The sequence below is a fragment of the Sulfitobacter sp. EhC04 genome (assembly GCF_001650875.1).
Taxonomy (GTDB): domain Bacteria; phylum Pseudomonadota; class Alphaproteobacteria; order Rhodobacterales; family Rhodobacteraceae; genus Sulfitobacter.
Genome location: NZ_LXYI01000004.1, coordinates 34,578 through 58,453, shown reverse-complemented (window position 1 = coordinate 58,453; position 23,876 = coordinate 34,578). Strand labels below are relative to the sequence as shown.

Below are 23,876 nucleotides of genomic sequence, written 5' to 3'. Positions count from 1 at the left end.
CCACCACAAGCACCAATACCGCGAGAGCGGTTTCGTCCTCGTCCGCAGAGCAGACTTTGGCATAGATCCCGCCCAAGGTCCGGTTGGGTCGGAAATGCTTGACGTTTGGGTCAAACCTGCATGTTGCGGCCCGTTGATCAGACAAAGAAAATCCGCCGCACCGCCGCCCGGCGATGCGCGGCGTTTCACATTTCAGCAATTCGGCACATTCACCGCCAGCCCGCCCAGGGAGGTCTCCTTGTATTTCTCCGACATGTCCGCGCCGGTCTGGCGCATCGTCTCGATACAGGCGTCCAGCGGCACCAGATGGGTGCCGTCGCCGCGCAGGGCGAGGGAGGCCGCCGAGACCGCCTTGATCGCGCCCAGCCCGTTGCGTTCGATGCAGGGCACCTGCACCAGACCCTTGACCGGGTCGCAGGTCATGCCAAGGTGATGCTCCAGCGCGATTTCCGCCGCGTTTTCAATCTGTTCCGGCGTGCCGCCCATGACCGCACAAAGCCCGGCGGCGGACATCGCGGCGGCAGAGCCCACTTCGGCCTGACAGCCTGCCTCGGCCCCCGAGATCGAGGCATTGAACTTGACCAGCCCGCCGATGGCAGCGGCGGTCAGCAGGAAATCCTCGATGTGGCTCTCTGACGCGCCGGGGACGTGATCCAGGTAATAGCGCAGGGTGGCAGGCATCACGCCGGCCGCCCCGTTGGTGGGGGCGGTGACGACCTGACCGCCCGCCGCGTTTTCCTCGTTCACCGCCATGGCATAGACGCTCATCCAGTCGTTGATCGTATGCGGCGCGCGCTGGTTCTGGCCCCGCTCGGCCAGCAGGGCGTCGTGGATGCCCTTGGCGCGGCGCTTGACGCTCAACCCGCCGGGCAGGATGCCATCGGTGGTCAAGCCCCGGTCGATGCAGTCGTTCATCACCTGCCAGAGCTTCCTGGACCCGTCGCGCAGGTTGACCTCTCCGCCGCGCGATATTTCGTTGGCGCGTTTCATCGCGGCAATGGACTTGCCGGATGTTTGTGCCATTTCAAGCATTTCTGCGGCGGACTTGAAGGGGAAGGGCACCGGTGCGCCTTCGTCGGTATCCTTGCCCGCCGCCAGCTCGGCCTCTGTCATCACGAACCCGCCGCCCACGGAATAGAAGGTCTCGCGCAGCACCACGTCGCCCTGCGCATCGCGGGCCATCAGCATCATGCCGTTGGCATGGCCCGTGAGCTTGGTGTCGTAGTCAAAGATCATGTCGGCCCTGGGATCAAAGCTCAGCGGCGGCAGGCCGTCGACCTCGATCACATGGGTGTCGTTGATCTGGGCCAGCACCGCCTCGGCCCGTTCGTGGTCATAATCGCGCGGTGTAAACCCGGCGAGGCCGAGGATCGTCGCGCGGTCGGTGGCGTGACCAACGCCGGTGAAGGCCAGTGAGCCATGCAGCGAGGCGCGCAGGCCCGCGAACTGGAACGGCGAGGCGCGCATCATGTCCAGGAACCGCGCAGCGGCGACCATTGGCCCCATGGTGTGAGAGGACGACGGGCCGATGCCCACCTTGAACATATCGAAAACGGAGAGGAACATCAGGTGGCACTTCCTTCGGGCGGGTTGGCCAGGCGTGGCGCGGTGAACGGGGTTGGCCCCAGCCCTTCGGCGGCTTGCGCGGTCAGGGTGCAGGGCAGGGTTTCAAGGTTCAGGCAAAGATTGTGCAGATGCGGCGTATCTGCAAGCCGGAACCACGAGCGGTCGGTGGTCCGGGGATAAAGCGCGCACCAGCGCAGGCAACAGGCGAGGTAGCAATGCAGGATGCCGGGTGTTTCATGATCCAGCCACGCCGGGCGGCTGGCGGCGAGGGCATCAAGCTGTCCGAGATGGGTTTTCAGCGCCGCCTGCATGGTGTCGCGCAGGCTGGCCTGATGTGCCGGATCGGGGCCTGCGTATCTGTCGGGATAAAACGTCATGCGCAGGGCCGGGTGCAGGGTGTTGGAGACAAAGAACAACCATTTGAGGACCGCCGCCCGGTCCGGGTGATCCGGTGCCGGGGCCAGGCCGCCATGGGTGTCGGCAAGCCACAACAGGATCGCGCCGGTCTCGAATATCGGCCCTTGCGGGGTTTCCAGAACCGGGATCATCCAGTGAGGGTTCAGCCTGCGGTAGGCGGCGGAGGTTTGTTCCGCCGCCGCGCGGTCCACCAGCCGCGTGTCATAGGGCAGCCGCGCCAGTTCCAGCGCCAGCCGGACGATCAGCGAGGCATTGTCGGGGGCGTAGTGGAGGACATATCGGTTCATGAAACCTGACGTAGCGCAGGCAGGGCCGCGCGCACGTTCGAAAACGACGTTTGATGGATTGCCAGCAACTGAATCCGGTCTGGGCCGGGCGGCAGCCGGTGGCGTTTGAGGCGCTGGCCGGACCTTCTGCGCGGTCTGGGTCAAAGTCGGCTGAGCGGGACGTTGTTGCCGTGCCATTGGCGCGGTGCCTACCCCCAAGCGCCTCCGCCCGGCGTCAGCCGGGCATCGCCCGACCTCCCCCCGGAGGGCGATTTTGCACCGTCAGCCAAGCCATGATCCGGTCTGCGGGCTGAAACGTTTCCCATCACATACAGGTCTGGAACGCCCTCCAGGTCGGGCGATACCCGGCTGACGCCTCATGTCACTCTGGGCTCCTTCCCGCCATTCGCCGCGATCTGTGCGAAGGTCCGCTTTCCCGTTTTGGATCAGTTTATGACGCAAAGGTCAAAGTCGTCTGACGTCGCACGGACCGGCTGCCTCCATCACGGCGATGGGGCTGCTGTTCGGGATAACCTATGACTCTGAGGTGCTTGACTGCCATAAAGCGCCCGTCACCGCGGGCGCATCGCCGCACCTCGGCCCGGCGATGCGCGGCCTGGGGACGGACCTTTCGATTTTGCGCAAAAACCCGGCCCTTGCCCCTCGCACCGGGCGGCCAATGTCCCTATAACCCCGTCAGGTTACGCAAAAGGAAGCTGCCCCATGGCCGGAGAATTGTCCCCCATCGACAAGGCAAAGTTCGTTGCCGCGAAACGTGCGGCCCAGTTTGTCGAGGACGGCATGCGCGTGGGGCTGGGCACCGGGTCCACCGCCGCCTGGCTGGTGCGCTGCCTGGGCGAGATGGTGCGCGAGGACGGGTTGCGCATCCGTGGGGTCCCGACATCGACCCGCACGGCGGAACTGGCGCGCAATGTCGGCATCGAGGTGATCAGCCTGGATGAGGCGAAATGGCTGGACCTGACCATTGACGGCGCGGATGAATTCGACGGCGAACTGAACCTGATCAAGGGCGGCGGCGGCGCGCTGTTGCAGGAAAAGATCGTGGCGACGGCCTCTGACCAGATGGTGGTCATTGCCGACATCGGCAAGGAAGTCGAACATCTGGGCGCCTTTCCCCTGCCGGTCGAGGTGATCCCCTTTGGCTGGCAGACCACACAGGCGCTGGTCGAGGAAACGCTGATCTCGATGGACGTGCTGGGCCGGTCCTCCACCCTGCGGATGAACGGCGATACGCCTTTCATCACCGATGAGGGCAACCATATCCTGGACCTGCACCTGAACCGGATCGGCAATGCGCGGCAATTGGCGCTGGTCCTGAACCAGATGCCCGGCGTGGTCGAAAACGGGTTGTTCATCGACATCTGTGACGCGGTTGTGATCGGCTATGGGGATGGCAGGGTCGAGGTGCGCGACATAAATGAGGGGACAGTCGCGACAGAGCGGCTGGATTTTGTGGAAACGGACAATCTGTTTTCCGACCTCACCGAGTGATCGAGAATAAGGACAAACCCATGGCTGACACCGATTTCGACTATGATCTTTTTGTGATCGGCGGCGGCTCTGGCGGGGTGCGCGCGGCGCGTGTCGCGGCAGGCGAATACGGGGCAAAGGTCGCACTGGCAGAGGATGACCGCTATGGCGGGACCTGCGTGATCCGGGGCTGCGTGCCGAAAAAGCTGATGGTCTTTGCCTCGGGGTATTCCGAGGTCGTGGACGAGGCCAAATGTTATGGCTGGGACCTCAAGCAGGGGCCGTTCGACTGGCATGATTTCCGGGGCCGGCTGACTGATGAACTGGACCGGCTGGAAGGGGTCTATCGCAAGCTGCTGGCCAGTTCCGGGGTAGAGACCTTTGACCAGCGCGCGCGTCTCAAGGATGCGCATACGGTCGAACTGGCCGATGGCAGCACAAAAACGGCCAGGCATATTCTGGTGGCGACCGGCGGCCATCCGGTGCGCCCCGATCTGCCGAATGCCGATCTGGGCATCGTCTCGGACGACATCTTTCATCTGGAACAATTGCCGAAATCCATGCTGATCATCGGCGGTGGCTATATTGCCTGCGAATTTGCCTGCATCCTGCACGGTCTGGGCGTGGAGGTGACGCAATATTACCGGGGCGCGCAGATCCTGCGCGGCTTTGACGACGAAGCCCGCGGTCTGGTTGCCGAAAGCATGCGCGAGCGCGGCATCGACCTGCACATCGGCACCAACATTGTCGAGATGGCGCTGGCGACGGATCGCAAGGATGGCCCGCAACCCACCGCATCGGATGCCTCCATGGGGGGCGAGGTGGCGCAGGCCGCAGGGCGCTCCGGGCCGATCTGGGTCAAATCGACCAATGGTGGCGAAAAGGTCTTCGACATGGTTCTGTTCGCCACCGGGCGCGACCCGTCGACCAGGGACATGGGGCTGGAAGAGATCGGTGTGACCCTGGGCCGTCGCGGCGAGATCAAGGTGAACGACTACAGCCAGACCGGCGTGCCGTCGGTCTATGCCATCGGCGATGTGACCGACCGGGTGAACCTGACGCCGGTGGCGATCCGCGAGGGGATGGCCTTTGTCGAGACGGTGTTTGGTGGCAATCCGACCCCGGTGGATCACGATCTGATCCCCTCTGCCATCTTCACCCAGCCCGAGATGGGCACAGTGGGGCTGAGCGAGGAAGACGCGCGTGACCGCGAGCCTGTGGAGATCTACTGCACCTCGTTCAAGCCGATGCAGACAGCCTTTGCGGGCAAGCCCGACAGGGTGTTGATGAAACTGGTCGTTTCCAGTGAAACCCGCGTTGTTCTGGGCTGCCATATCGTTGCACCGCACGCGGGGGAATTGATCCAGATGGCGGGCATTGCGGTCAAGGCGAAGCTGACCAAGGAACAGTTCGATGCAACCTGTGCGGTGCATCCGACCATGTCCGAAGAACTGGTCACCATGCGCAAGCCGATCCGCACTGCTTGAATCCGGGCTGTTTGCGCCCACATTCAAAAACGTACATAGAGTAACTTGAGAAGGCCGTGTTTCGCGGCACAGAGGGGAAAAGACTTATGGCTGGCAATTCGGGCGGCCCCTGGGGAGGGGGCGGCAACAACGGCGGAGGTCGTGACAACGAGCAAGGTGGACAGGGCGGTGATCGTGGTCCGGGCGGCGGTCGTGGCCAGGGCGGTCGCGGTCAGGGCAACGACAAGCCGCAGATCCCCGAGATCGACGAACTGGTCAAGAAGGGCCAGGAACAGCTTCGCGTCCTGATGGGCGGCGGCAACCGCAACCGGGGCAATGGCACCGGCGGCGGTGGCGGCAACGGTGGCCCCGCGCTGACACGCGGCACGGTCGGGCTTGGCATTCTGGCGGCGGCGGGGCTTTGGGCCTTTACCAGCTTTTACACGGTACGCCCCGAACAGCAGTCCATCGAACTTTTCCTGGGCGAATTTTACCAGGTCGGCACCGAAGGTCTGAACTTTGCCCCATGGCCGTTCATCACCGCAGAAGTCTTTGACGTCACCACCAACCGCACCGAAGAGATCGGCGTGGGCCGGGGGGCATCTGACAATGACGGGCTGATGCTGACCACGGATGAAAACATCGTGGACATCGACTTTCAGGTGGTCTGGAACATCAAGAACGCACGCGATTTCAAGTTCTCGCTGCGTGATCCCGAAGCCAGCGTGCGCGCGATTTCGGAATCCGCCATGCGTGAAGTCATCGCGCAGTCCGAACTGGCACCGATCCTGAACCGGGACCGGGGGGCCGTGGCGGACCGGGTCAAGGAGTTGATCCAGACAACGCTGGACAACCGTGAAACCGGGATCAACGTGCTGCGTGTCAACCTGAACAAGGTGGACCCGCCCAGCCAGACTGTTGTGATCACCAATGCCGATGGGGCCACAACCCAGGAATCGGCTGTGGATGCCTTCCGCGACGTGCAGGCTGCCGAACAGGAACGTGACCGGCTGGAGCGGCAGGCGGACGCCTATGCCAACCGGCGCACCGCCGAAGCGCGCGGTGAAAGCGCGCAGCTGCTGGAAGCCGCCGAAGGCTACCGGGCGCGGGTCGTCAATGACGCGGTTGGTGAGGCAAGCCGTTTCGAGGCGGTGCTGACGGAATACCAGCAGGCCCCGGAAGTGACCCGCAAGCGTCTGTATATCGAGACCATGCAAAAGGTGCTGGGCGATGTCGACAAGATCATCCTTGAGGGTGGTGTCGGTGGCAGCGGCGGGGGGCAGGGTGTTGTGCCCTATCTGCCGCTGAACGAGTTGCGTCGCAATGGAGGGTCGAACTGATGCGCAAGATCGGATTTTTGATACCCATCGTGGTGATTGCGCTGGTTGCGCTGCTGTCGTCGATCTTTGTCGTGGACGAACGCGAGAAGGCCCTGGTGCTGCGCTTTGGCCAGATCAAGCAGGTGAGGACAGAGCCGGGCATCGGCTTCAAGGTGCCGCTGCTGGACGAGGTCGTGCGTTTCGAGGACCGCATTCTTACGCTTGAAACCGAGCTGATCGAGATCACGCCGGCCGACGACCGGCGTTTGCTGGTCGATGCACTGGTGCTCTACCGCATTGATGATGTTGTGCAGTTCCGTCAGGCCATCGGCGTCGGCGGGACGCGTCAGGCTGAAAACGACCTGAGCGGCATCATGGAATCGCAGATTCGTGCCGTGCTGGGCTCGCAGGGGGTCACGTCGAATACCATCCTGTCGCCGGAACGGTCGGCGCTGATGGACCAGATTCGCGAGAATGCGGACCAGCGTGCAAGCGTGCTGGGGCTGAGCGTTGTGGATGTGCGGTTGCGGCAGACCAACCTGCCGGATCAGAACTTTGACGCGACGCTGCAACGGATGATCGCCGAACGGGATCGCGAGGCGACAGATGAACGCGCCCGCGGTCAGGAAGCGGCACAAAGGATCAGGGCGCTGGCCGACCGGACCTATGAGGAAATCCTGTCAGAGGCGCGCCGCGATGCGCGCATCATCGAGGGTGAAGCAGACGCCGAGCGCAACAAGATCTTTGCGCAGGCCTATGGCAAGGATCAGGAATTCTTTGAATTCTACCGATCCCTGACCGCCTATGAAGAGGCCCTGAAAGGGGCGAATTCGACCATGGTCATGTCCCCCGATTCGGAGTTCTTCAACTACCTGCGGTCCGATCAGGGCAGCCGCTCGGACGAGGGTGAAACCCGGTGACATTGCTGCTGCTGGCTTTCGGGCTGGTGATGGTGCTGGAGGGGCTGGTCTATGCGCTGGCCCCTTCGCTTTTGGAGCGTATGCTGGAGATGCTGCGCGAGATGCCGCAAACTGTCGTGCGCCAGATCGGCGCGCTGGTTGTGGTGTGTGGCCTGATCCTGATCTGGACCGCCTTCCAGATCGGGCTGTGATCCGGGCTGTGGGGGGGGGAATTTCCCGCAAATCTCATGCCGCGATGGCATGACGGCCTGTTTCAGGCACGAACCGGCCGCAGCGCTGCACTGATTGGCCTGGGCGCTGTTGAAAACCCCGTGATCAGGCACATCTTTGATATTGCGGTGCATCGGTTCACCATGCACTCTGTTGGCAAGATGTTTCGGGCAGGCTTGCCCCATCGGATAAAGCAGGAGACGACCCCATGCAGTCACGGGCACAAGCGCGCGCCGTTCCATTCCATGAAAGCCGGTTGTTCAGGGGGCTGATGTTGAGCCTGCTGGCCTTTGTGCTGATGGTGGCGCAGGCCATCGCGGTATTGGCCAAGCCCGAAAGCCTGGCCCCGCTGGCAGAGCAGATCAGCCCTTCGGTTGTGAACATCACCACCTCCACCGTGGTCGAAGGGCGCACCGGCCCGCAGGGCATCGTGCCCGAGGGTTCGCCGTTTGAGGATTTCTTTCGCGAGTTCCGCGACCGCAACAATGGCGGTGACGGCGAACGCCCGCGCCGGTCCTCTGCGCTGGGCTCCGGCTTTGTGATCTCGGAAGATGGCTATGTGGTCACCAACAACCATGTCATTGACGGGGCGGATGAAATCACCATCGAATTCTTTTCCGGCAAGGAACTGATCGCCAAGGTGATCGGCACCGACCCCAATACCGATATTGCCCTGCTCAAGGTCGAGGCGGACAGCCCGCTGCCCTATGTCACCTTCGGCGACAGCAACAAGGCGCGGGTGGGCGATTGGGTGATTGCCATGGGCAACCCGCTGGGGCAGGGGTTTTCCGTCAGCGCGGGCATCGTTTCGGCGCGCAACCGCGCCCTGTCGGGCACCTATGACGATTACATCCAGACCGACGCGGCGATCAACCGGGGCAACTCCGGCGGACCGCTGTTCAACATGGACGGACAGGTGATCGGGGTGAACACCGCGATCCTGTCGCCCAATGGCGGTTCCATCGGCATCGGCTTCTCGATGGCCTCCAACGTGGTCACCCGCGTGGTCGACCAGCTCAAGGAATTTGGCGAGACGCGGCGCGGCTGGCTGGGGGTGCGGATTCAGGATGTGACCTCTGACATCGCCGAAGGGTTGGGGCTTGCCTCTGCCACGGGTGCGCTGATCACCGATGTGCCGGATGGCCCTGCCAAGGAAGCCGGGCTGCTGACCGGCGATGTGATCATGTCCTTTGACGGTGTCGAAGTGGCCGATACACGGGCGCTGGTGCGTCAGGTCGGCAATTCGCCCGTGGGGGCCAGCGTGCGCGTCACCGTGATGCGCGAGGGCAAGAGCCAGACCGTCAAGGTGGTGCTGGGCCGCCGCGAGGATGCGGACAGCGAGGAACCGGCCATGTCGCCCGAGGACGCGCCGCAGGATGCACCGGCCCAGACCTCCATGCTGGGTCTGACCCTGACGCCGCTCACCGATGAGATCCGCGAAGAGCTGGGGGCCGAGGCAGGCACCGTCGGTCTGGCGGTCACAGAAGTCGATGAGACGTCAGAGGCCTTTGAGAAAGGGCTGCGTGTCGGGGATATCATCACCGAGGCCGGGCAGCAGAAGGTGACCAGCATCGCCGATCTGGAAGCCCGGATCGAGGCGGCTAAGGACGCGGGCCGCAAGTCGCTGCTGCTGCTGGTGCGCCGCGCCGGTGATCCGCGCTTTGTGGCGCTGACGCTGGAAAGCTGAGTTTTCTCGGCGCAGAGCGAAGGACAAGGGCATCCGGCGGGTGCCCTTTGCCGTTACAGCGTTTCGCGTTTACCTTGAGACACAACTTATCACCTACAGCGTCCCGCCTTTAACCTGAAGCATACCCCATCGCCAATGTCCCGAGAGCGCGCAGCGCGGCAGGGTATTGGCGATTCAAGTTTAAGGCGGGGCGCAGTAACGCGTTGAAATCTATGATTTCAGGCAGCGTCAGGTGATTCAGGTTTAACGCGAAACGCTATAATGAAGCAATGCGGGGCCGAGAGCCGTTCAGGGCAGTCTGATGACAAGCAACCAGGTCCCGAAGGAAACTTCGGGACCTGGTTGCGGTGAATGTCGGCTGCGCGGCGGCCTTCGGCCTTGACTCCGCGCGGGTGGAATGCGGCAAAGGCTCTTTCGGGACATTCGCGGCAACGCGCGCTAAGGTCAGATAAGTGGACAAAGGCTGCCGTCAATCAGTGGCACCAAAGCCCGGAACAAGCCGAAGGCGCCGGGCCATCGCCTGCCCGCCGGTCGCACCGGAGGTGCGCCGTCAATCGTCGGCATGCCTTTGGCATGACGGGTAGGCGATTTTGTGAGGCTGGGTATGTCTCTGACAGGGATCATCACGGTTGAGAAATCAAGTGGCATGGACGGAGGTCAGGATCGCCCACCCCGGGCAGGCGATGGCCCGGCTTGCACCTTGCCGTAGGGGGTCGAATTGCGCTCCGCGCCCGCTGCGGGTTCTCAACTGTATCATGTGCTGCAATGGGCTGGCCCCGAGGCCACCGTTTTTCCTTTGCACCCGGCCAGGACAAACGCGGGCTGTCCGGAAACCGTGGTGTCATTGCCAGTCATCGCCGACGGGTCAGCGCGCCCGTTTCACGCAGGGTCTCGTTCCACCGCGATCAACCCCAGGCCGCGCGCCGCGTCGAGCGAAAGCACACCGCTGTCCGGCCCCGCCGGCTGCTGATAGGTTTGGACCGCCGCACGGGTGGCATCGTCCAGCGTGCCGGTGATCTCTTGCGTATAAAGCCCGCGCGCGGACAGCGCGCGTTGCAGGGTGGCGACGAACTCGGGCGTCAGGACCTCGGGGCAGGGGGTTTCGAACCAGTTGTCGCGCCGGGCCACCACCATTTCCTGATGGGTTTCCGAGCGGTACACCGGGGGCTTGGCCACGCTGCCGTCGGGGTTCACCTTGGCCGGTTCAACCTGAACCTGCTCTGTCACGGTTTCAAACACCGCCGGGCTGACCGTGCGGCCCCAGCAACTGCCCGGCGGCGCGCCCTCTGGCCCGTTCCGCGTGGCCTCCACCACACCGGGTTCCGGCACCGCATCCGCTGCCGGTGCCGCGTGATCGCATGCCGCAACCCCGATGCCGAGCAGAACGGAGAAACAAAGGCGCAATGCGCGCGCCGGTGGGGAAATCGCCTGTGACATGGCCCAATACCTTTGGGTCTGGAATTTGCTGACCACTCTAGAGGGTCTTGCCTGCCTTGCCCATAGCGCCCCGGTTTGAAATTGAAGCGCCAATACCCCGGCCGCCGCACAGCTGCGGCGAAATGGGGGTGGCAGAGGCATTGCCACACCGTTAAAACCCATGAAAGGATTGCTCAGGAAGGGACCAGGAATGGCCAAGATTACCTACGTGGAACATGGTGGCAAGGAACATGTCGTCGAGGTCGCCAACGGGATGACAGTGATGGAGGGCGCGCGCGACAACAATATTCCGGGGATCGAGGCCGATTGCGGCGGTGCCTGCGCCTGTTCGACCTGCCACGTCTACGTGGATGCGGCCTGGATCGAAAAGCTGCCGGCAAAGGACGACATGGAAGAGGACATGCTCGATTTCGCCTATGAGCCCGACACGGAACGCTCGCGCCTGACCTGCCAGTTGAAGGTGACGGACGCATTGGACGGCCTGCGGGTGCAGATGCCTGAAAAGCAGATCTGATGCCTGACGGCGCGCTGCGTCTGTCGTTCCGGGAATGGCGCGCGCATGTGCGCAGCGGGCGGCTGGTGTTGTGCGTCATGATGGCGGGGGCGACCGGTGCCGCCCTTGCCGCGCAGGATGTCCCGCAGGGGCAGGTTGACTGGGCGCGTTATGACGCGCCGACAACGCGCTATCCGCATGGGGTTCTGGGCGACACGGTGGAACATGGCGCGCTGGTGATCAAATACGCCGGAGACCCTGCGCCCCGCATTCTGACCCTGCCGCCCGAACGGGTGTTCGAGGACCTGGCCCCAAGGCTTGCCGATCTGGACGGCGACGGACAGCAAGAGGTGGTCGTGGTGGAAAGCCACCGCGACCTGGGCGCGCGGCTTGCCATCTACAACGGTGCGGGACTGATTGCCGCCACACCCTATATCGGGCAGCGCTTTCGATGGCTCGCCCCGGTCGGGGTGGGTGATCTTGACGGTGACGGGCTGACAGAGATCGCCTATGTCGACCGGCCCCATCTGGCAAAAATCCTGCGGGTCTGGCGCTTTGAAGAAGGCCGCCTGCGGCAGATCGCGCAGCAGGCAGGATTTACCAATCACAGGATCGGCGAGACCGACATTGCAGGCGGGATCAGGCGCTGCGGTGGCGCGCCCGAAATCATTGTCGCGGACGGGGACTGGCAGCGTATCGTGGCGCTGCGCCTTGAGGGCGGCAGGCTGGTTGCGCGCGACGCCGGGCCGCACCGGGGCCGGGCAAGCTTTGCCACGGCGATGGCCTGCTGAAGATGATCCGGATCGCCGCCATATTGCTGATACTGAGCACCGCGGTAGGTGGCGCACAGACCCTGATCACACCCGAACAATTCATCGAACGCGCCGTTGGCCGCACCCTGACCTTTGCAAACATGCACGATGGCCGGATTGTCGGGATCGAGGAATTCCTGTCCCGTCAGCAAACGGTCTGGGCCCGGCGCGATGGCAGCTGTACCTATGGCCATGTGACCCTGACCAGGGATCAGGTCTGTTTCCGATACGAAGATCAGGAGCACGTCAGCCATTGCTGGTATCCGCATGACCAGGGCGGCACCTTGGTCATGCAGTCGCCGCTCGGGCCGACCCAGCAGGTGACCCGGATCACCGATCTGCCGGTGGTCTGCCACGACCCGCCGCTGTCCTGAGCTGCGGCGCTGTCAGGCAAAGCCACGCCAGCATTTGCCCTCGTAGATCTCGTAATCCGCGGCAAAAAGATCGCGGATCTTGCTGCGCTGCGCCGGGGTCGGGGTGAATCCGGTGTCGCGCGACTTGTTCACATGGGCCGCCTCTTCCGCCGGGATCGGCGCGCGGTCGAAAGCGGCCCGGACCATGTTGAGGGCTGGCAGCAGGTCTTCGAGCCGGAATATCATGTCGAGCAGCGGTTCGCCTGCCGCATCGCAAATGTCGTCGGACATCGCGGCCACATGGGTCTGGAAATGCAGCCCATAGGGTTTGATGTTGGAAGGTGCGGCGCGGCATTCCTCGATCGCCGCAAGAAAACGGTCGAAGTCGGCCTCGGGGCTGCCGTCGAACACCAGCCGGTCCGTCATCAGGGAGGTTTGCGCCCCGAAACGCGCCGGATCGCTGCGCGCCCAGAGATAGCGAAATTGACTGAGGCAGCGCGCCTGCGGATCGCGGCAAAAGGCAAAGCGGAAATAGCGGTCGAAATCATCGGGGTAAAGGTATGTCTGCGCGAACAGGCAACGCCGGAACTGATAGGGCCCCAGCAACACGCGAAAGTTGTTCAGAATGTCGTTGTATTCGGCTTTGGGCGCTTGCAAAAATCCGCTTGGCATCATGTTGCGGTCGGTCTGGTGATACAGATCGCCCAGCATCCTGCGTGTGGACAGGCCCGCGCTTTTCTTGATGTGAAGCCAGAAGATGCCTGTCTTGCCGGTCACGTCCAGGGCAGGCAGCTGGCTCATAGCGCGCGCCAGCCGATGTCGCGGCGGCAGAAGCCTTCGGGCCAGTCGATCTGATCCACCATCGCATAGGCCCGCACCTGTGCCTCGGCCAGTGACGCGCCGCGCGCGGTGATGTTCAGCACACGGCCGCCAGCGGCCAGGAACCGGCCGTCCTTGCGGGCCGTCCCGGCGTGAAAGACCATATTGGCGCTGTCTTCCGGAAGCGCATCCAGCCCCTTGATCACACTGCCCTTTTCGTAATCACCCGGATAGCCGTTTGCGGCCATCACGACGGTGACCGCGTGATCCTCGGCCCAGTTCACGCGAGCCTCCGACAGGCGGCCCGCGGCGCAGGCATGCATCAGGTCGAAGGCCTGTGCGCCCAGCCGCATCATCAGCACCTGGCATTCCGGGTCGCCAAAACGCACGTTGTATTCCACCAGACGTGGCGCGCCGTCCTTGATCATCAACCCGGCATAGAGCACCCCTTGATAGGGCGTGCCCCGGCGGACCATTTCGGCCATGCAGGGGCGGATGATCTCGGCCATGGCGCGTTCCGCGATTTCATCGGTCAGCACCGGCGCGGGGGAATAGGCGCCCATGCCGCCGGTGTTCGGCCCGGTATCGCCGTCGCCGACGCGCTTGTGGTCCTGTGCGGTGCCGATGGGCAGCACGGTTTCGCCATCGCAGAGCACAAAGAACGAGGCTTCCTCGCCTTCCATGAACTCCTCGATCACCACTTCGGTGCCCGCATCGCCAAAGGTGCCGTCGAACATCGTATCGACGGCCTCCAGCGCCTCTTGATCCGTCATCGCGATGATCACACCCTTGCCCGCCGCGAGGCCATCGGCCTTGATCACGATGGGCGCGCCGTGCTGCCGCACATGGGCGCGGGCGGCCTCGGCATCGGTGAAATGCCCATAGGCCGCCGTGGGCGCGCGGGCCGCATCGCAGATTTCCTTGGTAAAGGCCTTGGAGGCCTCAAGCGCCGCTGCCGCTGCCGATGGGCCAAAGACCGCGTAGCCTGCGCCGCGCAGATCGTCGGCAACCCCGGCGGCCAGCGGGGCCTCTGGCCCGATGATCACGAAATCAATGTTGTTCTCGTCGCAGAACACCGTGACCGCGCCGCCATCCATGATGTCCAGATCGGCGCAATCCGCGATCATCGCGATGCCCGCATTGCCCGGTGCCACGATCAGCTTGTCACACTTGGGGTTCTGTAACGTCGCCCAGGCGAGGCTGTGTTCGCGTCCGCCACTGCCCAAAATGAGGATATTCATGGGGCTGCACTCCCTTGGCCTTTGTCTGCCCGCGTTCTATTCTGCACCTGCCCAAGACACAAGGACAGGACATGGACCTGATTGACGATCCCCGCGAGGGGCAGAACAGCCCGGAATTCTCTGTCACCGAACTGTCCGGTGCGATCAAACGGGTGATCGAGGGCGAATTCGGCCATGTGCGCATCCGGGGCGAAGTGGGGCGCGTCAGCAGGCCCCGGTCGGGGCATATCTATCTGGACCTCAAGGACGACAAATCCGTCATCTCGGGGGTGATCTGGAAAGGCGTGTCCGCCCGGCTCGACACCCAGCCCGAGGAAGGCATGGAAGTGGTCGCGACGGGCCGTGTCACCACCTTTGGCGGCCAGTCGAAATACCAGATTGTCATCGAGGACATAAAGCCAGCGGGCATGGGCGCGCTGATGGCGCTGCTGGAAAAGCGCAAGAAGGCCCTGGCGGCGGAAGGGCTGTTCGAGGCATCGCGCAAACGTCCCTTGCCCTATCTGCCGGAGGTGATCGGGGTGGTCACCTCCCCCTCCGGCGCGGTGATCCGCGACATCCTGCACCGGCTGCGCGACCGGTTCCCGCGCAAGGTGCTGATCTGGCCGGTGGCGGTGCAGGGCGCGAAATGCGCGCCTGAAGTGGCCCGCGCCATTGCTGGGTTCAATGCGCTGACCCCCGGCGGGGCGATTCCGCGCCCCGACCTGCTGATTGTCGCGCGGGGCGGCGGCTCGGTCGAGGACCTGTGGGGGTTCAACGAGGAAATTGTCGCGCGGGCGGCGGCGGCTTCGCAGATCCCGCTGATTTCGGCGGTGGGGCATGAGACCGATACAACCCTGATCGACTATGTGTCCGACCGCCGCGCGCCCACGCCCACGGCGGCGGCGGAACTGGCGGTGCCGGTGCGCCACGAACTTGCCGCCTGGCTTGACAGTCAGGAGGCGCGGATGCGGGTGCTGCTGAGCCAGGGGCTGAGCCGCCGGGACCAGCGGTTGCGTGACATGGCGCGCGCCTTGCCCCGTGCCGATACGCTGCTGGACGGACCGCGCCAGCGACTGGACCGGGCGGGCGAAAAGCTGGAACCGGCGCTGATCGCCGGGGTGCAGCGGCGGCGGGTGCGGCTGGCGGATGTCTCCGGTTCGCTGAGGCCCGCGACCCTGCGCCAGCGGGTGGCACAGGACCGGCGCAGGCTGGGTGAAATCGCGGCGCGGCTTGCCCCGGCGCTGGCGCGGGGTGTCGCGGCGCGGCGCGATCGATTCGAAAGCCGCGCACGGGGCTTTCGCCCCGCTGCATTGGCGCAGGACCGCGCCCGCAAGGCCGAGGCCTTTGCCGTGCTGGTCGCGCGTCTGTCGGATGCGGGGCAGCGCCAGACCCGCGGCTGGCGGCAGCGGATCGACGCGCTGGACCGGCTGCGTGAAACGCTGAGCTACAAGGCGACGCTGGCGCGTGGCTATGCCGTGGTGCGTGGCGATGGTGCGGTGGTGACCGGCAAGGCGGCGGCAGGAAAGGCCACAAGTCTTGAGATCGAGTTCGCCGATGGCCGGATCACTGTGGGCGCTGGCGGCGCAAGCGGTGGCGGCAAAGCCGCGCCGCGCAAGGCAGGCAAGCCGCCGGAGCAGGGCTCGCTGTTCTGAGCCGCAAGCTCAGACCCCGACCTTTGGCCCCAGGCATTCAAAGGGATCATTTCCCGGATCACCCTCAAAAATCCGCGTCGGGAAACCACCGTTGCGCAGCACCGCGACCAGTCCGGTATCTGTCCGCTCCACCGCCCAGCACTGCGGATCAGGGTTGTTTTCGTAGGTAAAGCAGATCAGCCCGTCGCGGGCGTACCATTGCCCTTCGATACAGGTGCCGCCGCGTTCCGACCAGCGCACCTGCCGATCCTCCAGATAGCTTTCGGCAGCGGTCACGCCGCGCCCGTCGCCCCGGTCGAAATAGATGGTTTTGCCGCCGACATAGTCCTGAAACGCCTCAGCCGTATCCAGCGGTTCGGCCTGCGCCAGACCGGCGCAGAGCAGCAGCGCCGCCAGCAGCGGTTTCATACGCCAACCTTGGGACCGAGGCAAAGCATCTCCTCGCCCGCATCGCGCGCTTCATAAAGTTCGGTTGTCAGCGGATCGTTTTCGAACCGCGCAATCAGCCCGCCGGTGCCCCGTGAAAAGCTCCAGCATTGCGGGTCGGGGTTGTCTTCATAGACAAAGCAGATCAGCTGCCCGTCCTGATACCATTCCCCTTCGCGGCATTCACCGTCGAGGAACGACCATTCGACGCGGCGGTTGTCGTGATAGACCTCTGCGCCATAGGCGCTGCCGTCGCGGCCGTAAAACAGGGTCTTGCCACGGGTGTAGGCGTCGAACTCCTCGGCGGTCATCAGGTCCTGCGCGGCGGCGGGCAGGGTGGGCAGGGCAAGCAGGATCGACAGGATCAGGGCGATGTGTTTCATGCGGCCAGAGTGTCAGAAAGCCAGCCCCGCTGCCAGTGGTCATCGCGGATCATGCGACATCCTGCCAGCGCGCCGCGCGCCGGTCCATGATGCGGTGCCAGAGTGGCGGCACCAGTGCCACCACCGCCATCACCGGCAGGCTGTGCGGCAGCACCGGCATGGTTTCGGGCGTGACCTCAAGCGCCGGGAAGGCGCGGCTGGGGCGCATGTGGTGGTCCGAATGGCGCGGCGCGTTCAGCATCATCGCGCTTGAGTACCATTTCGGCGCGTTCCAGCTGTGCTGCGGGCCGACCGGTTCGGGCTTGCCCGTGGGCAACACCCGGCGGCGCAGACCGTAGTGCTGCACATAGTCCGACAGCAGCAATTGCCACTGGGCATAGGCCGCGATGCCGATATAGACGGCGACCCCCCTGGTCCCGGCCAAGAGAAAGGCACAGATCAGCGCCACCGCCGCACCTGCCAGATAGCCGATGTAAGGGTGGCTCCAGGCCGGGGGCGGTGTCGCGGCGCGGGCGCGCTGCGTGGTCTCGGCGCGCAGTCCTGCGGTGAATTCACCGCGCAGCACATGGCCGCAATAACGCCAGAACCCCATGCCCATCGGTGCCGAATTGGGGTCCGCATCGGTGGCGGCATGCACATGGTGCACCCGCAGATGCGCCGAAACGTGATGCCCGTGCAGCAGTGAGACATAGATCGCCACACCGATGCGCCGGGGCAGGCGGCGGCCCGCATGGATCAGCTCATGCGCGTTGGAATTGGAGACCTGGCCAAAAAACAGCCCCATCCCGGCAAAAATCAACAGCTTGTCGAGCAGGTCGAGGTGTTGCCCCGCCGCCAGCGCCCGGACCGCCAGCGCCAGCAGCGGGAAATGCACCATCGCCAAGGTCAGGCAAAGCGCGCGGCCCGTCGCGTCGTTGACCTGTGTCGCACGCGGCAGCTTGTCCATGAAAAAGACAAAGACCGTGATCGACAGCACCGCCAGCAGCGGCCAGGGCCCGCCCAGCCCGCAGGCCAGGGCCAAAAGCCCCGCAGGCAGCAGGCTGGCAAAGACAAACCAAGGCATTGTGTCGCGGCTCCGTTCAGGGTCGGGAGTTTCTTATAGGCGAAATGCGGCCCCGCAAAGACGCCGATTGGGGAATTGCCCGCGCAAACTGTGGCGAAATCGTCGCTTTTTGATCGTGGGGTGGTGGCGGGTTTTGCTAGGGTCGGCGCAACCCCTTTTGGGGGCAAGGCACAAGGGGACGCGACATGGCGCTGGACGATCACAAGGACACCAAGGGCGAGGGGCCGCAAAAAGGCGTCTGGAAATCCGGCAAGGGCAAGGGGCGGCACCACACCAAGGGGCGGCAGTTGCAGGATGGCCCCTGGGAGGAGGTGCGCGCGCTGTTGGGCGACCGGCCCCGCAACCGCGACCTGCTGATCGAATTCCTGCATCTGATCCAGGACAGCTATGGCCATCTGTCCGCCGCGCATCTGCGGGCGCTGGCCGAGGAAATGCGCCTGTCGATGGCCGAGGTTTATGAGGTTGCGACCTTCTATGCCCATTTCGATGTGGTGAAGGAGGGCGAGGTGCCGCCGCCCGCGCTGACGATCCGGGTCTGCGACAGCCTGTCCTGCGAGCTGGCGGGGGCGCAGGCGCTGAAATCCGCGCTGGAAGACGGGCTTGACCCCGCGCAGGTCCGCGTCTTGCGCGCGCCCTGCATGGGCCGCTGCGACACCGCCCCGGTGCTGGAGATCGGCCATAACCACATTGACCACGCCACCCCGGAAAAGGTGCATGCGGCCATCGCGGCGGGTGACACCCACGCCCATGTGCCGGCCTATGAGGATTATGCCGCCTATGCCGCCGGGGGCGGTTACGAGACGCTTGCGGTCCTGCGCCTCAACGGCGACTGGGAAGCGGTGCAGCAAAAGGTGCTGGACAGCGGGCTGCGGGGCCTTGGTGGTGCGGGTTTCCCATCGGGCAAGAAATGGGGTTTCGTGCGCGCGAATGCAGGTCCGCGATATATGGCTGTCAACGGCGACGAGGGCGAGCCGGGCACCTTCAAGGACCGCTGGTATCTCGAACGCACACCGCATCTGTTCCTGGAAGGCATGTTGATTGCTGCCTGGGCGGTCGAGGCGGAAAAAGTGTTTCTCTACATGCGCGACGAATATCCGGCGGTGCTGGACATTCTCGCGCGCGAAATTGCGGCGCTGGAGGCGGCGGGCATCGTCGAGGCGGGGTATATCGACCTGCGGCGCGGGGCCGGGGCCTATATCTGCGGCGAGGAAAGCGCGATGATCGAAAGCATCGAGGGCAAACGCGGCCTGCCGCGCCATCGTCCGCCCTTTGTGGCGCAGGTCGGGGTCTTTGGCCGCCCGACCCTGGTGCATAATATCGAGACATTGCATTGGGTTGCGCGGATCTGCCGCGAAGGGCCGGAGGTGCTGTCATCGACCGAGAAGAACGGGCGCAAGGGGCTGCGCAGCTATTCGGTGTCGGGCCGGGTGGCAAAGCCGGGGATGTACCTGCTGCCCGCAGGCTCGACCATCACGGACATCATCGCGGCGGCGGGCGGCATGGCCGAGGGCCAGGCGTTCAAGGCCTATCAGCCGGGCGGGCCGTCCTCGGGGCTGTTGCCCGCGTCGATGGACGACATCCCGCTGGATTTCGATACCTTGCAGCCACATGGGTCGTTTATCGGGTCTGCGGCGGTGGTGGTCCTGTCCGAGGCCGACAGCGCCCGTGCGGCGGCCCTGAACATGCTGCGGTTTTTCGAGGATGAAAGCTGTGGCCAGTGCACGCCCTGCCGGGTCGGCTGCGAAAAGGCGGTCAAGCTGATGCAGGCGGACCGCTGGGATACCGGGTTGCTGGAAGAGCTGAGCACCGCGATGGTCGATGCCTCGATCTGCGGGCTGGGGCAGGCGGCCCCGAACCCGATCCGGATGGTGATGAAGCATTTCCCGGACGAAGTCTGAGGCGGCATAACGATCTTTTCAAAAAGATCGGACCGGAATTTTTGAAAATTCCGGTTCTCGCTGAGGGTCCGGTCCGGCAGGCTGTGGTGGAAACTTGCCAGGCTCTGGTCAAAGCCGGTTTTCTTTGCAGCGCAGCGCTGCCAAAAGGGGCGCGGAGCCGCCAAGGGAGAATGCGATGCGAGGATGGATCGGAGCCGTGCTGGTGAGCAGCGCAATGGTCAGTGGCTGCGCGCAGCCGACGGCAGGCATTTCGCCGGGCCGCTATGAAGTGTTTGGCGTCGAAGAGGGCGATATGCTCAAACTGCGCGCGGGGCCCGGCACCGGCTTTGTCGAAGTGCTGGGGATGCCCAACGGGACGGTTGTGAATGTCGGTCGCTGCGAATCGACGGGGGCGACGCGCTGGTGCAATGTGACACTGGCGGCGACGCCCGGCGCGGCGGGCTATGCCTCCTACGCCTACCTGCGTCCGCTATAGGGCAGGCGGCGTCGATCTTTTCAAAAAGATCGGACCGGAATTTTTGAAAATTCCGCCCGCGCTCAGTTTTGCACCACAAGGCAGATACAGCGCTGGCGGCGCATGGTGTCGCAGAGTTTCTGCGCGCCCGCCCGCGTGTTGCGCCCGAACTGGGCAAAGTAATAGCCCTTCTTGCCGGTGACGCGGTTCTTCTTGTAGATCAGGTCGGTCTTTTCGCCCTTTACCGCCGCGCGGCAGGTGCTGGTGCGCTCGCCCACGCGGGCGCGGGCTTGCTTTTTCGAGGTGGCAAAGGCGACCTGCACGCCCCAGGGTTTCATGCGCGGTTCAGGCCGGGCCAGCGCGGTGATCCGGCGGTTTCTGGCCATCTCATAGCAGGCTGGCAGAAAGGCAGCGGTCTTTGACAGGCGCATGTCATGGGCCTTGGGCGGGGTGTCGCGCCAGTCCTCCGTATTCAATCCGGTGATGATGGGCACGTAATTCACCGTCTCGGGGGCCAGCCCGCCGCCTTGCAGGAACCCTTCGGCGCGCCGTTCGCCGCCGTTATAGCCGATGGCGGCCATGCCTTCATTGCCATAGCGGGCGACCATTTCGGCAAGATACTGCGCCGCATGTTCCAATGCCTCGGCAGGGTTATAGGGGTCCTTCAGCCCGCGCAGGGCCGCGGTCGCGGGGATGAACTGCGCAATGCCGCGTGCATCGGCGTGGGACAGGGCGTTGGGGTCAAACCGGCTTTCCTGCCAGATCAGCCGGGCAAAGAAGTCGCGGTTCAGCCCGTGCCGATCGGCAAAGGTGCGGATGGCATTGCAGGTGTCATAGACAAAATGCTGTGGCCGGATGCATTCCGCATGGCCCCATTTCCCCGACGAACACATCCGCCCCGGCACATCGGCGCGGGCGGGCTGGGCAGTGAGGGCAAGGATCAGGATCAGCCAGCGTATCATCCCCCTTGGTGAAACGCGCGGGCGGGCATGTCAATTGCGCGGGGCACCCTTCCATCCCGGCAGGGGAGCCTATAGATCAGGGGAAACCGGAACGGAGACCCCCCTTGGCGTTTTTCAAGAAGCTCAAAGACCGTCTGTTCAAATCCTCGTCGAAGATCGACGAGGGGCTGGAGGCGATTGTCAGCGATGGCGGCGAGGAAGATGCCGTTGCCGTGGACGAGGTCATGGAAGAGGCCCCCGCAGCGGCTGCCGCTGCGATCCCGGAGGCCGTGGACCCGGAGCCGGAACCGATGCGGGCTGTTGACGCCGCGCCCGAAGTGATGGTTTCTGAGCCTGAGCCTGAGCCTGAGCCTGAGCCTGAGCCTGAGCCTGAGACGATACCTGAACCGGCGACGCCACCACAGCCCGATCCGGTCCGGCCACCCCAGCCCGATCCGGTTCCGCCGCCAGAGCCACCGCAGCCAGAGGTGCCGCAGCCGCAGGACCCGACCCCGGCAGAAGAGCCTTTGCCACCCGCGCCGCCGCAGGAAATCCCGCAGGACGACCCGCTGCCCGAGGTGATACCGCCAGCCGATCCGGTGCTGCCTCCGGTGGCACCTGCGCCGCTGCGCACAACCATGACCTCCGTCGCGCCGGAACTGGCCGAGACGGTTGCGGAACCGGCAAAGAAAGGCGGCCTTCTGGGCCGCCTGATGGGGCGGAGTGCGGCGCAAAAGACCGTGGTGCGCCGGGTGCTGGACGATGACATGCTCGAACAGCTAGAGGAATTGCTGATCACGGCGGACATGGGTGTGGATACCGCGCTGCGCGTCACCGCCAACATGGCCGAGGGGCGTTTCGGGCGCAAACTCTCGGTGTCTGAAATCAAGCAGTTGATGGCCGATGAGATCACCCGGATCATGGACCCGGTTGCGCGGCCCCTGCCGATCTATCCCAAGACGCCGCAGGTGGTGCTGGTGGTGGGGGTGAACGGATCGGGCAAGACCACGACCATCGGCAAGCTCGCCAGCCAGTTCCGTGCGGCGGGCAAGAAGGTGGTGATTGCCGCCGGTGACACCTTTCGCGCGGCAGCGGTGGAACAATTGCAGGTCTGGGGCGACCGCGCCGGCGTGCCGGTGTTGACGGCGGCGCAGGGATCGGACCCGGCAAGCCTGGCTTTTGACGCCATGGGCAAGGCGCAGGACGACGGGGCCGATCTGCTGCTGATCGACACGGCGGGAAGGTTGCAGAACCGGGGCGATCTGATGGAGGAACTGGCCAAGATCGTGCGGGTGATCCGCAAGAAGGACCCAAGCGCGCCGCACAACACGCTGCTGGTGCTGGACGCGACCACGGGCCAGAACGCGCTGAACCAGGTCAAGGTGTTTCAGGACATCTCCGACGTGTCCGGGCTGGTCATGACCAAGCTTGACGGCACCGCCAAGGGCGGCGTGCTGGTCGCGCTGGCGGACAAGTTCGGCCTGCCGATCCACGCCATTGGCGTGGGCGAGCAGATCGACGACCTGTCGCCCTTTGATCCGCAGGAATTCGCCGATGCGCTGGTGGGTTACGAACGATGATCCTCTGTCCCGGTACGCCCCATGTAGCGGGGATTATTCTTGAACACCTGTGAGCTTCACGGCACAGAGCCGTCGCCGGTCCGAGGCAACAGCGCATGACCGACTGGCTGCTTGCCGTCGAAGGGACCGCTGCCGGGCATCAGCTGGCGCTGTTCCTGGCCTTGTCCGCCGCCGTGTTGCACGCGGTTTTCGGCGCGTTGCAGAAAGGCCGTCACGACCCCTGGATGACGCGCGGCGCGGTTGATTTCTGCTATTGCGTCATGGCCGCACCCTTTGCGCTTTTTGTGGTGCCCTGGCCCGAGCCGCACATGTGGGTAATCTTTGCCGGGGCCTGGGCGATACACATCGTCTACAAGCTGTTGCAGGCCTGGGCCTATACCAAGGGGGCCTATACGGTTGTCTATCCGGTGGTGCGCGGCACCGGGCCGCTGTTTGCGGTGATCGGCGCCTACATGATTTTCGGCGAACGCTTTACCGCGGTGCAATGGCTGGGCGTGGCGGTGCTGCTGTCGGGGATCTTTGGCCTTGCGGTCTATAACCTGCGCAAGCTTGAGGCGCAGCGCGACACGCTGAATGCGGCGCTTGGTCTGGCGGTGCTGACCGGGCTTTTTGTGGCGCTCTATACCACATTCGACGCCTATGGCATCCGGGTCACGGCGAACCCGTTTACCTTCCTGGCGTGGTTTTTCATGATCGACGGGCTGGTGATGCCCGTCATCGCCGCCCGGCGCTGGCGCAAGATGGTGGTGCCGCCCGCACCGGGGCCACTGATGCTGCGCGGGGTGATCGGCGGGCTGGTGGCCTTTGCCAGCTTTGGCGCGATCATGATGGCCACACGGCTCGACAAGGTGGGCGAGGCGGCCGTCCTGCGCGAGACCTCGACCGTCTTTGCCGCGATAATCGGCGTGGTCTTTCTGAAAGAGACAGTTGGCCCGCGCCGGGTGGCACTGATGGCATTGATTGCGGCGGGCGCTGTGATAGTGGAAATGGGCGGATAAAGGAG

General features: G+C 64.4%; 23 protein-coding genes. 14 read left to right on the top strand and 9 right to left on the bottom strand.

What is annotated here, in order from left to right; all coding sequences use genetic code 11:
- Positions 1-192: 192 nt before the first annotated feature.
- Both A8B82_RS01945 and A8B82_RS01940 read right to left on the bottom strand, forming a co-directional pair.
- Positions 193-1,566 carry an L-serine ammonia-lyase gene (locus tag A8B82_RS01945; protein ID WP_067287650.1) on the bottom strand — a complete coding sequence of 458 codons (1,374 nt, stop codon included), beginning with the start codon at positions 1,564-1,566 and terminating at the stop codon, positions 193-195.
- Positions 1,566-2,270 (bottom strand): glutathione S-transferase family protein, encoded by a 705-nt coding sequence (locus tag A8B82_RS01940; protein WP_067287648.1) that lies wholly within the window; start codon positions 2,268-2,270, stop codon positions 1,566-1,568. Before A8B82_RS01940 ends, A8B82_RS01945 begins: the two co-directional genes overlap by 1 nt.
- Before the next feature lie 702 nt (positions 2,271-2,972).
- On the opposite strand from A8B82_RS01940, the gene rpiA reads away from it, so the two are divergent.
- The 6 genes from rpiA (at position 2,973) to A8B82_RS01905 (ending at position 9,342) form a co-directional block, all read left to right on the top strand.
- Positions 2,973-3,761: a ribose-5-phosphate isomerase RpiA gene (gene rpiA / locus A8B82_RS01930; RefSeq protein WP_067287645.1), complete on the top strand. Its 789-nt coding sequence runs from the start codon at positions 2,973-2,975 to the stop codon at positions 3,759-3,761.
- A 20-nt stretch (positions 3,762-3,781) separates the two neighbouring features.
- Complete coding sequence (gene gorA / locus A8B82_RS01925) at positions 3,782-5,227, top strand: glutathione-disulfide reductase (protein ID WP_067287644.1); 1,446 nt, start codon at positions 3,782-3,784, stop codon at positions 5,225-5,227.
- A gap of 86 nt (positions 5,228-5,313) precedes the next feature.
- Positions 5,314-6,546, top strand: coding sequence for an FtsH protease activity modulator HflK (hflK, locus tag A8B82_RS01920; protein WP_201120723.1), 1,233 nt, complete (start codon positions 5,314-5,316; stop codon positions 6,544-6,546).
- Positions 6,546-7,445, top strand: coding sequence for a protease modulator HflC (hflC, locus tag A8B82_RS01915; protein ID WP_067287642.1), 900 nt, complete (start codon positions 6,546-6,548; stop codon positions 7,443-7,445). The genes hflK and hflC overlap by 1 nt, the downstream gene beginning before the upstream one ends.
- Entirely contained in the window at positions 7,442-7,636 is a 195-nt protein-coding gene (locus tag A8B82_RS01910; protein ID WP_082899090.1) for a DUF2065 domain-containing protein, read from the top strand. The genes hflC and A8B82_RS01910 overlap by 4 nt, the downstream gene beginning before the upstream one ends.
- Positions 7,637-7,863: 227 nt before the next feature.
- A complete protein-coding gene (locus A8B82_RS01905; RefSeq protein ID WP_067287640.1) occupies positions 7,864-9,342 on the top strand; it encodes a DegQ family serine endoprotease in 1,479 nt (492 codons plus the stop codon).
- A gap of 879 nt (positions 9,343-10,221) precedes the next feature.
- Here A8B82_RS01905 and A8B82_RS01900 read toward each other — a convergent pair.
- Entirely contained in the window at positions 10,222-10,779 is a 558-nt protein-coding gene (locus tag A8B82_RS01900) for a peptidoglycan-binding domain-containing protein (protein ID WP_067287639.1), read from the bottom strand.
- Positions 10,780-10,969: 190 nt separating this feature from the next.
- Here A8B82_RS01900 and A8B82_RS01895 point away from each other — a divergent pair, with 190 nt between their 5' ends.
- Genes A8B82_RS01895 through A8B82_RS01885 form a run of 3 tightly spaced genes read left to right on the top strand, consistent with a single transcriptional unit; the run spans position 10,970 to position 12,458 of the window.
- Positions 10,970-11,293, top strand: a complete 324-nt coding sequence (locus A8B82_RS01895) for a 2Fe-2S iron-sulfur cluster-binding protein (RefSeq protein WP_067287637.1) — start codon at positions 10,970-10,972, stop codon at positions 11,291-11,293.
- Positions 11,293-12,063 (top strand): FG-GAP repeat domain-containing protein, encoded by a 771-nt coding sequence (locus A8B82_RS01890; RefSeq protein ID WP_235604595.1) that lies wholly within the window; start codon positions 11,293-11,295, stop codon positions 12,061-12,063. Before A8B82_RS01895 ends, A8B82_RS01890 begins: the two co-directional genes overlap by 1 nt.
- Before the next feature lie 2 nt (positions 12,064-12,065).
- Entirely contained in the window at positions 12,066-12,458 is a 393-nt protein-coding gene (locus tag A8B82_RS01885; RefSeq protein ID WP_067287635.1) for a hypothetical protein, read from the top strand.
- 12 nt (positions 12,459-12,470) lie between these two features.
- Here A8B82_RS01885 and A8B82_RS01880 read toward each other — a convergent pair whose 3' ends face one another.
- Both A8B82_RS01880 and purD read right to left on the bottom strand, forming a co-directional pair.
- On the bottom strand, positions 12,471-13,238 hold the full coding sequence (locus tag A8B82_RS01880) for a sulfotransferase family 2 domain-containing protein (RefSeq protein WP_067287634.1): 768 nt from the start codon (positions 13,236-13,238) through the stop codon (positions 12,471-12,473).
- Positions 13,235-14,497, bottom strand: a complete 1,263-nt coding sequence (purD, locus tag A8B82_RS01875; protein WP_067287632.1) for a phosphoribosylamine--glycine ligase — start codon at positions 14,495-14,497, stop codon at positions 13,235-13,237. The genes A8B82_RS01880 and purD overlap by 4 nt, the downstream gene beginning before the upstream one ends.
- Before the next feature lie 71 nt (positions 14,498-14,568).
- On the opposite strand from purD, the gene xseA reads away from it, so the two are divergent.
- Positions 14,569-16,128, top strand: a complete 1,560-nt coding sequence (gene xseA / locus A8B82_RS01870) for an exodeoxyribonuclease VII large subunit (RefSeq protein ID WP_067287631.1) — start codon at positions 14,569-14,571, stop codon at positions 16,126-16,128.
- Positions 16,129-16,137: 9 nt separating this feature from the next.
- Here the strand turns inward: xseA and A8B82_RS01865 are convergent, their stop codons facing one another.
- From A8B82_RS01865 to A8B82_RS01855, 3 genes are read right to left on the bottom strand one after another with little or no spacing between them, the layout of a single operon-like run.
- Positions 16,138-16,536, bottom strand: a complete 399-nt coding sequence (locus A8B82_RS01865; protein WP_067287630.1) for a hypothetical protein — start codon at positions 16,534-16,536, stop codon at positions 16,138-16,140.
- The gene (locus A8B82_RS01860) at positions 16,533-16,937 is read right to left on the bottom strand and encodes a hypothetical protein (RefSeq protein ID WP_067287629.1); all 405 of its coding nucleotides are present in this window, start codon (positions 16,935-16,937) and stop codon (positions 16,533-16,535) included. Before A8B82_RS01860 ends, A8B82_RS01865 begins: the two co-directional genes overlap by 4 nt.
- Positions 16,938-16,986: 49 nt before the next feature.
- On the bottom strand, positions 16,987-18,000 hold the full coding sequence (locus tag A8B82_RS01855) for an alkane 1-monooxygenase (protein ID WP_067287625.1): 1,014 nt from the start codon (positions 17,998-18,000) through the stop codon (positions 16,987-16,989).
- A gap of 185 nt (positions 18,001-18,185) precedes the next feature.
- On the opposite strand from A8B82_RS01855, the gene A8B82_RS01850 reads away from it, so the two are divergent.
- Together A8B82_RS01850 and A8B82_RS01845 are read left to right on the top strand one after the other, a co-directional pair.
- A complete protein-coding gene (locus A8B82_RS01850) occupies positions 18,186-19,898 on the top strand; it encodes an NAD(P)H-dependent oxidoreductase subunit E (RefSeq protein ID WP_067287624.1) in 1,713 nt (570 codons plus the stop codon).
- Positions 19,899-20,073: 175 nt separating this feature from the next.
- On the top strand, positions 20,074-20,373 hold the full coding sequence (locus tag A8B82_RS01845) for an SH3 domain-containing protein (protein ID WP_067287622.1): 300 nt from the start codon (positions 20,074-20,076) through the stop codon (positions 20,371-20,373).
- 62 nt (positions 20,374-20,435) lie between these two features.
- On the opposite strand, the gene A8B82_RS01840 is transcribed toward A8B82_RS01845, so the two are convergent.
- Entirely contained in the window at positions 20,436-21,314 is an 879-nt protein-coding gene (locus A8B82_RS01840; RefSeq protein WP_067287620.1) for a transglycosylase SLT domain-containing protein, read from the bottom strand.
- A 104-nt stretch (positions 21,315-21,418) separates the two neighbouring features.
- Between A8B82_RS01840 and ftsY the strand changes: the two genes are divergently transcribed.
- Together ftsY and A8B82_RS01830 are read left to right on the top strand one after the other, a co-directional pair.
- Positions 21,419-22,873, top strand: a complete 1,455-nt coding sequence (gene ftsY, locus A8B82_RS01835; RefSeq protein WP_067287619.1) for a signal recognition particle-docking protein FtsY — start codon at positions 21,419-21,421, stop codon at positions 22,871-22,873.
- 95 nt (positions 22,874-22,968) lie between these two features.
- Positions 22,969-23,871, top strand: a complete 903-nt coding sequence (locus A8B82_RS01830; protein ID WP_067287617.1) for a DMT family transporter — start codon at positions 22,969-22,971, stop codon at positions 23,869-23,871.
- Positions 23,872-23,876 lie beyond the last annotated feature (5 nt).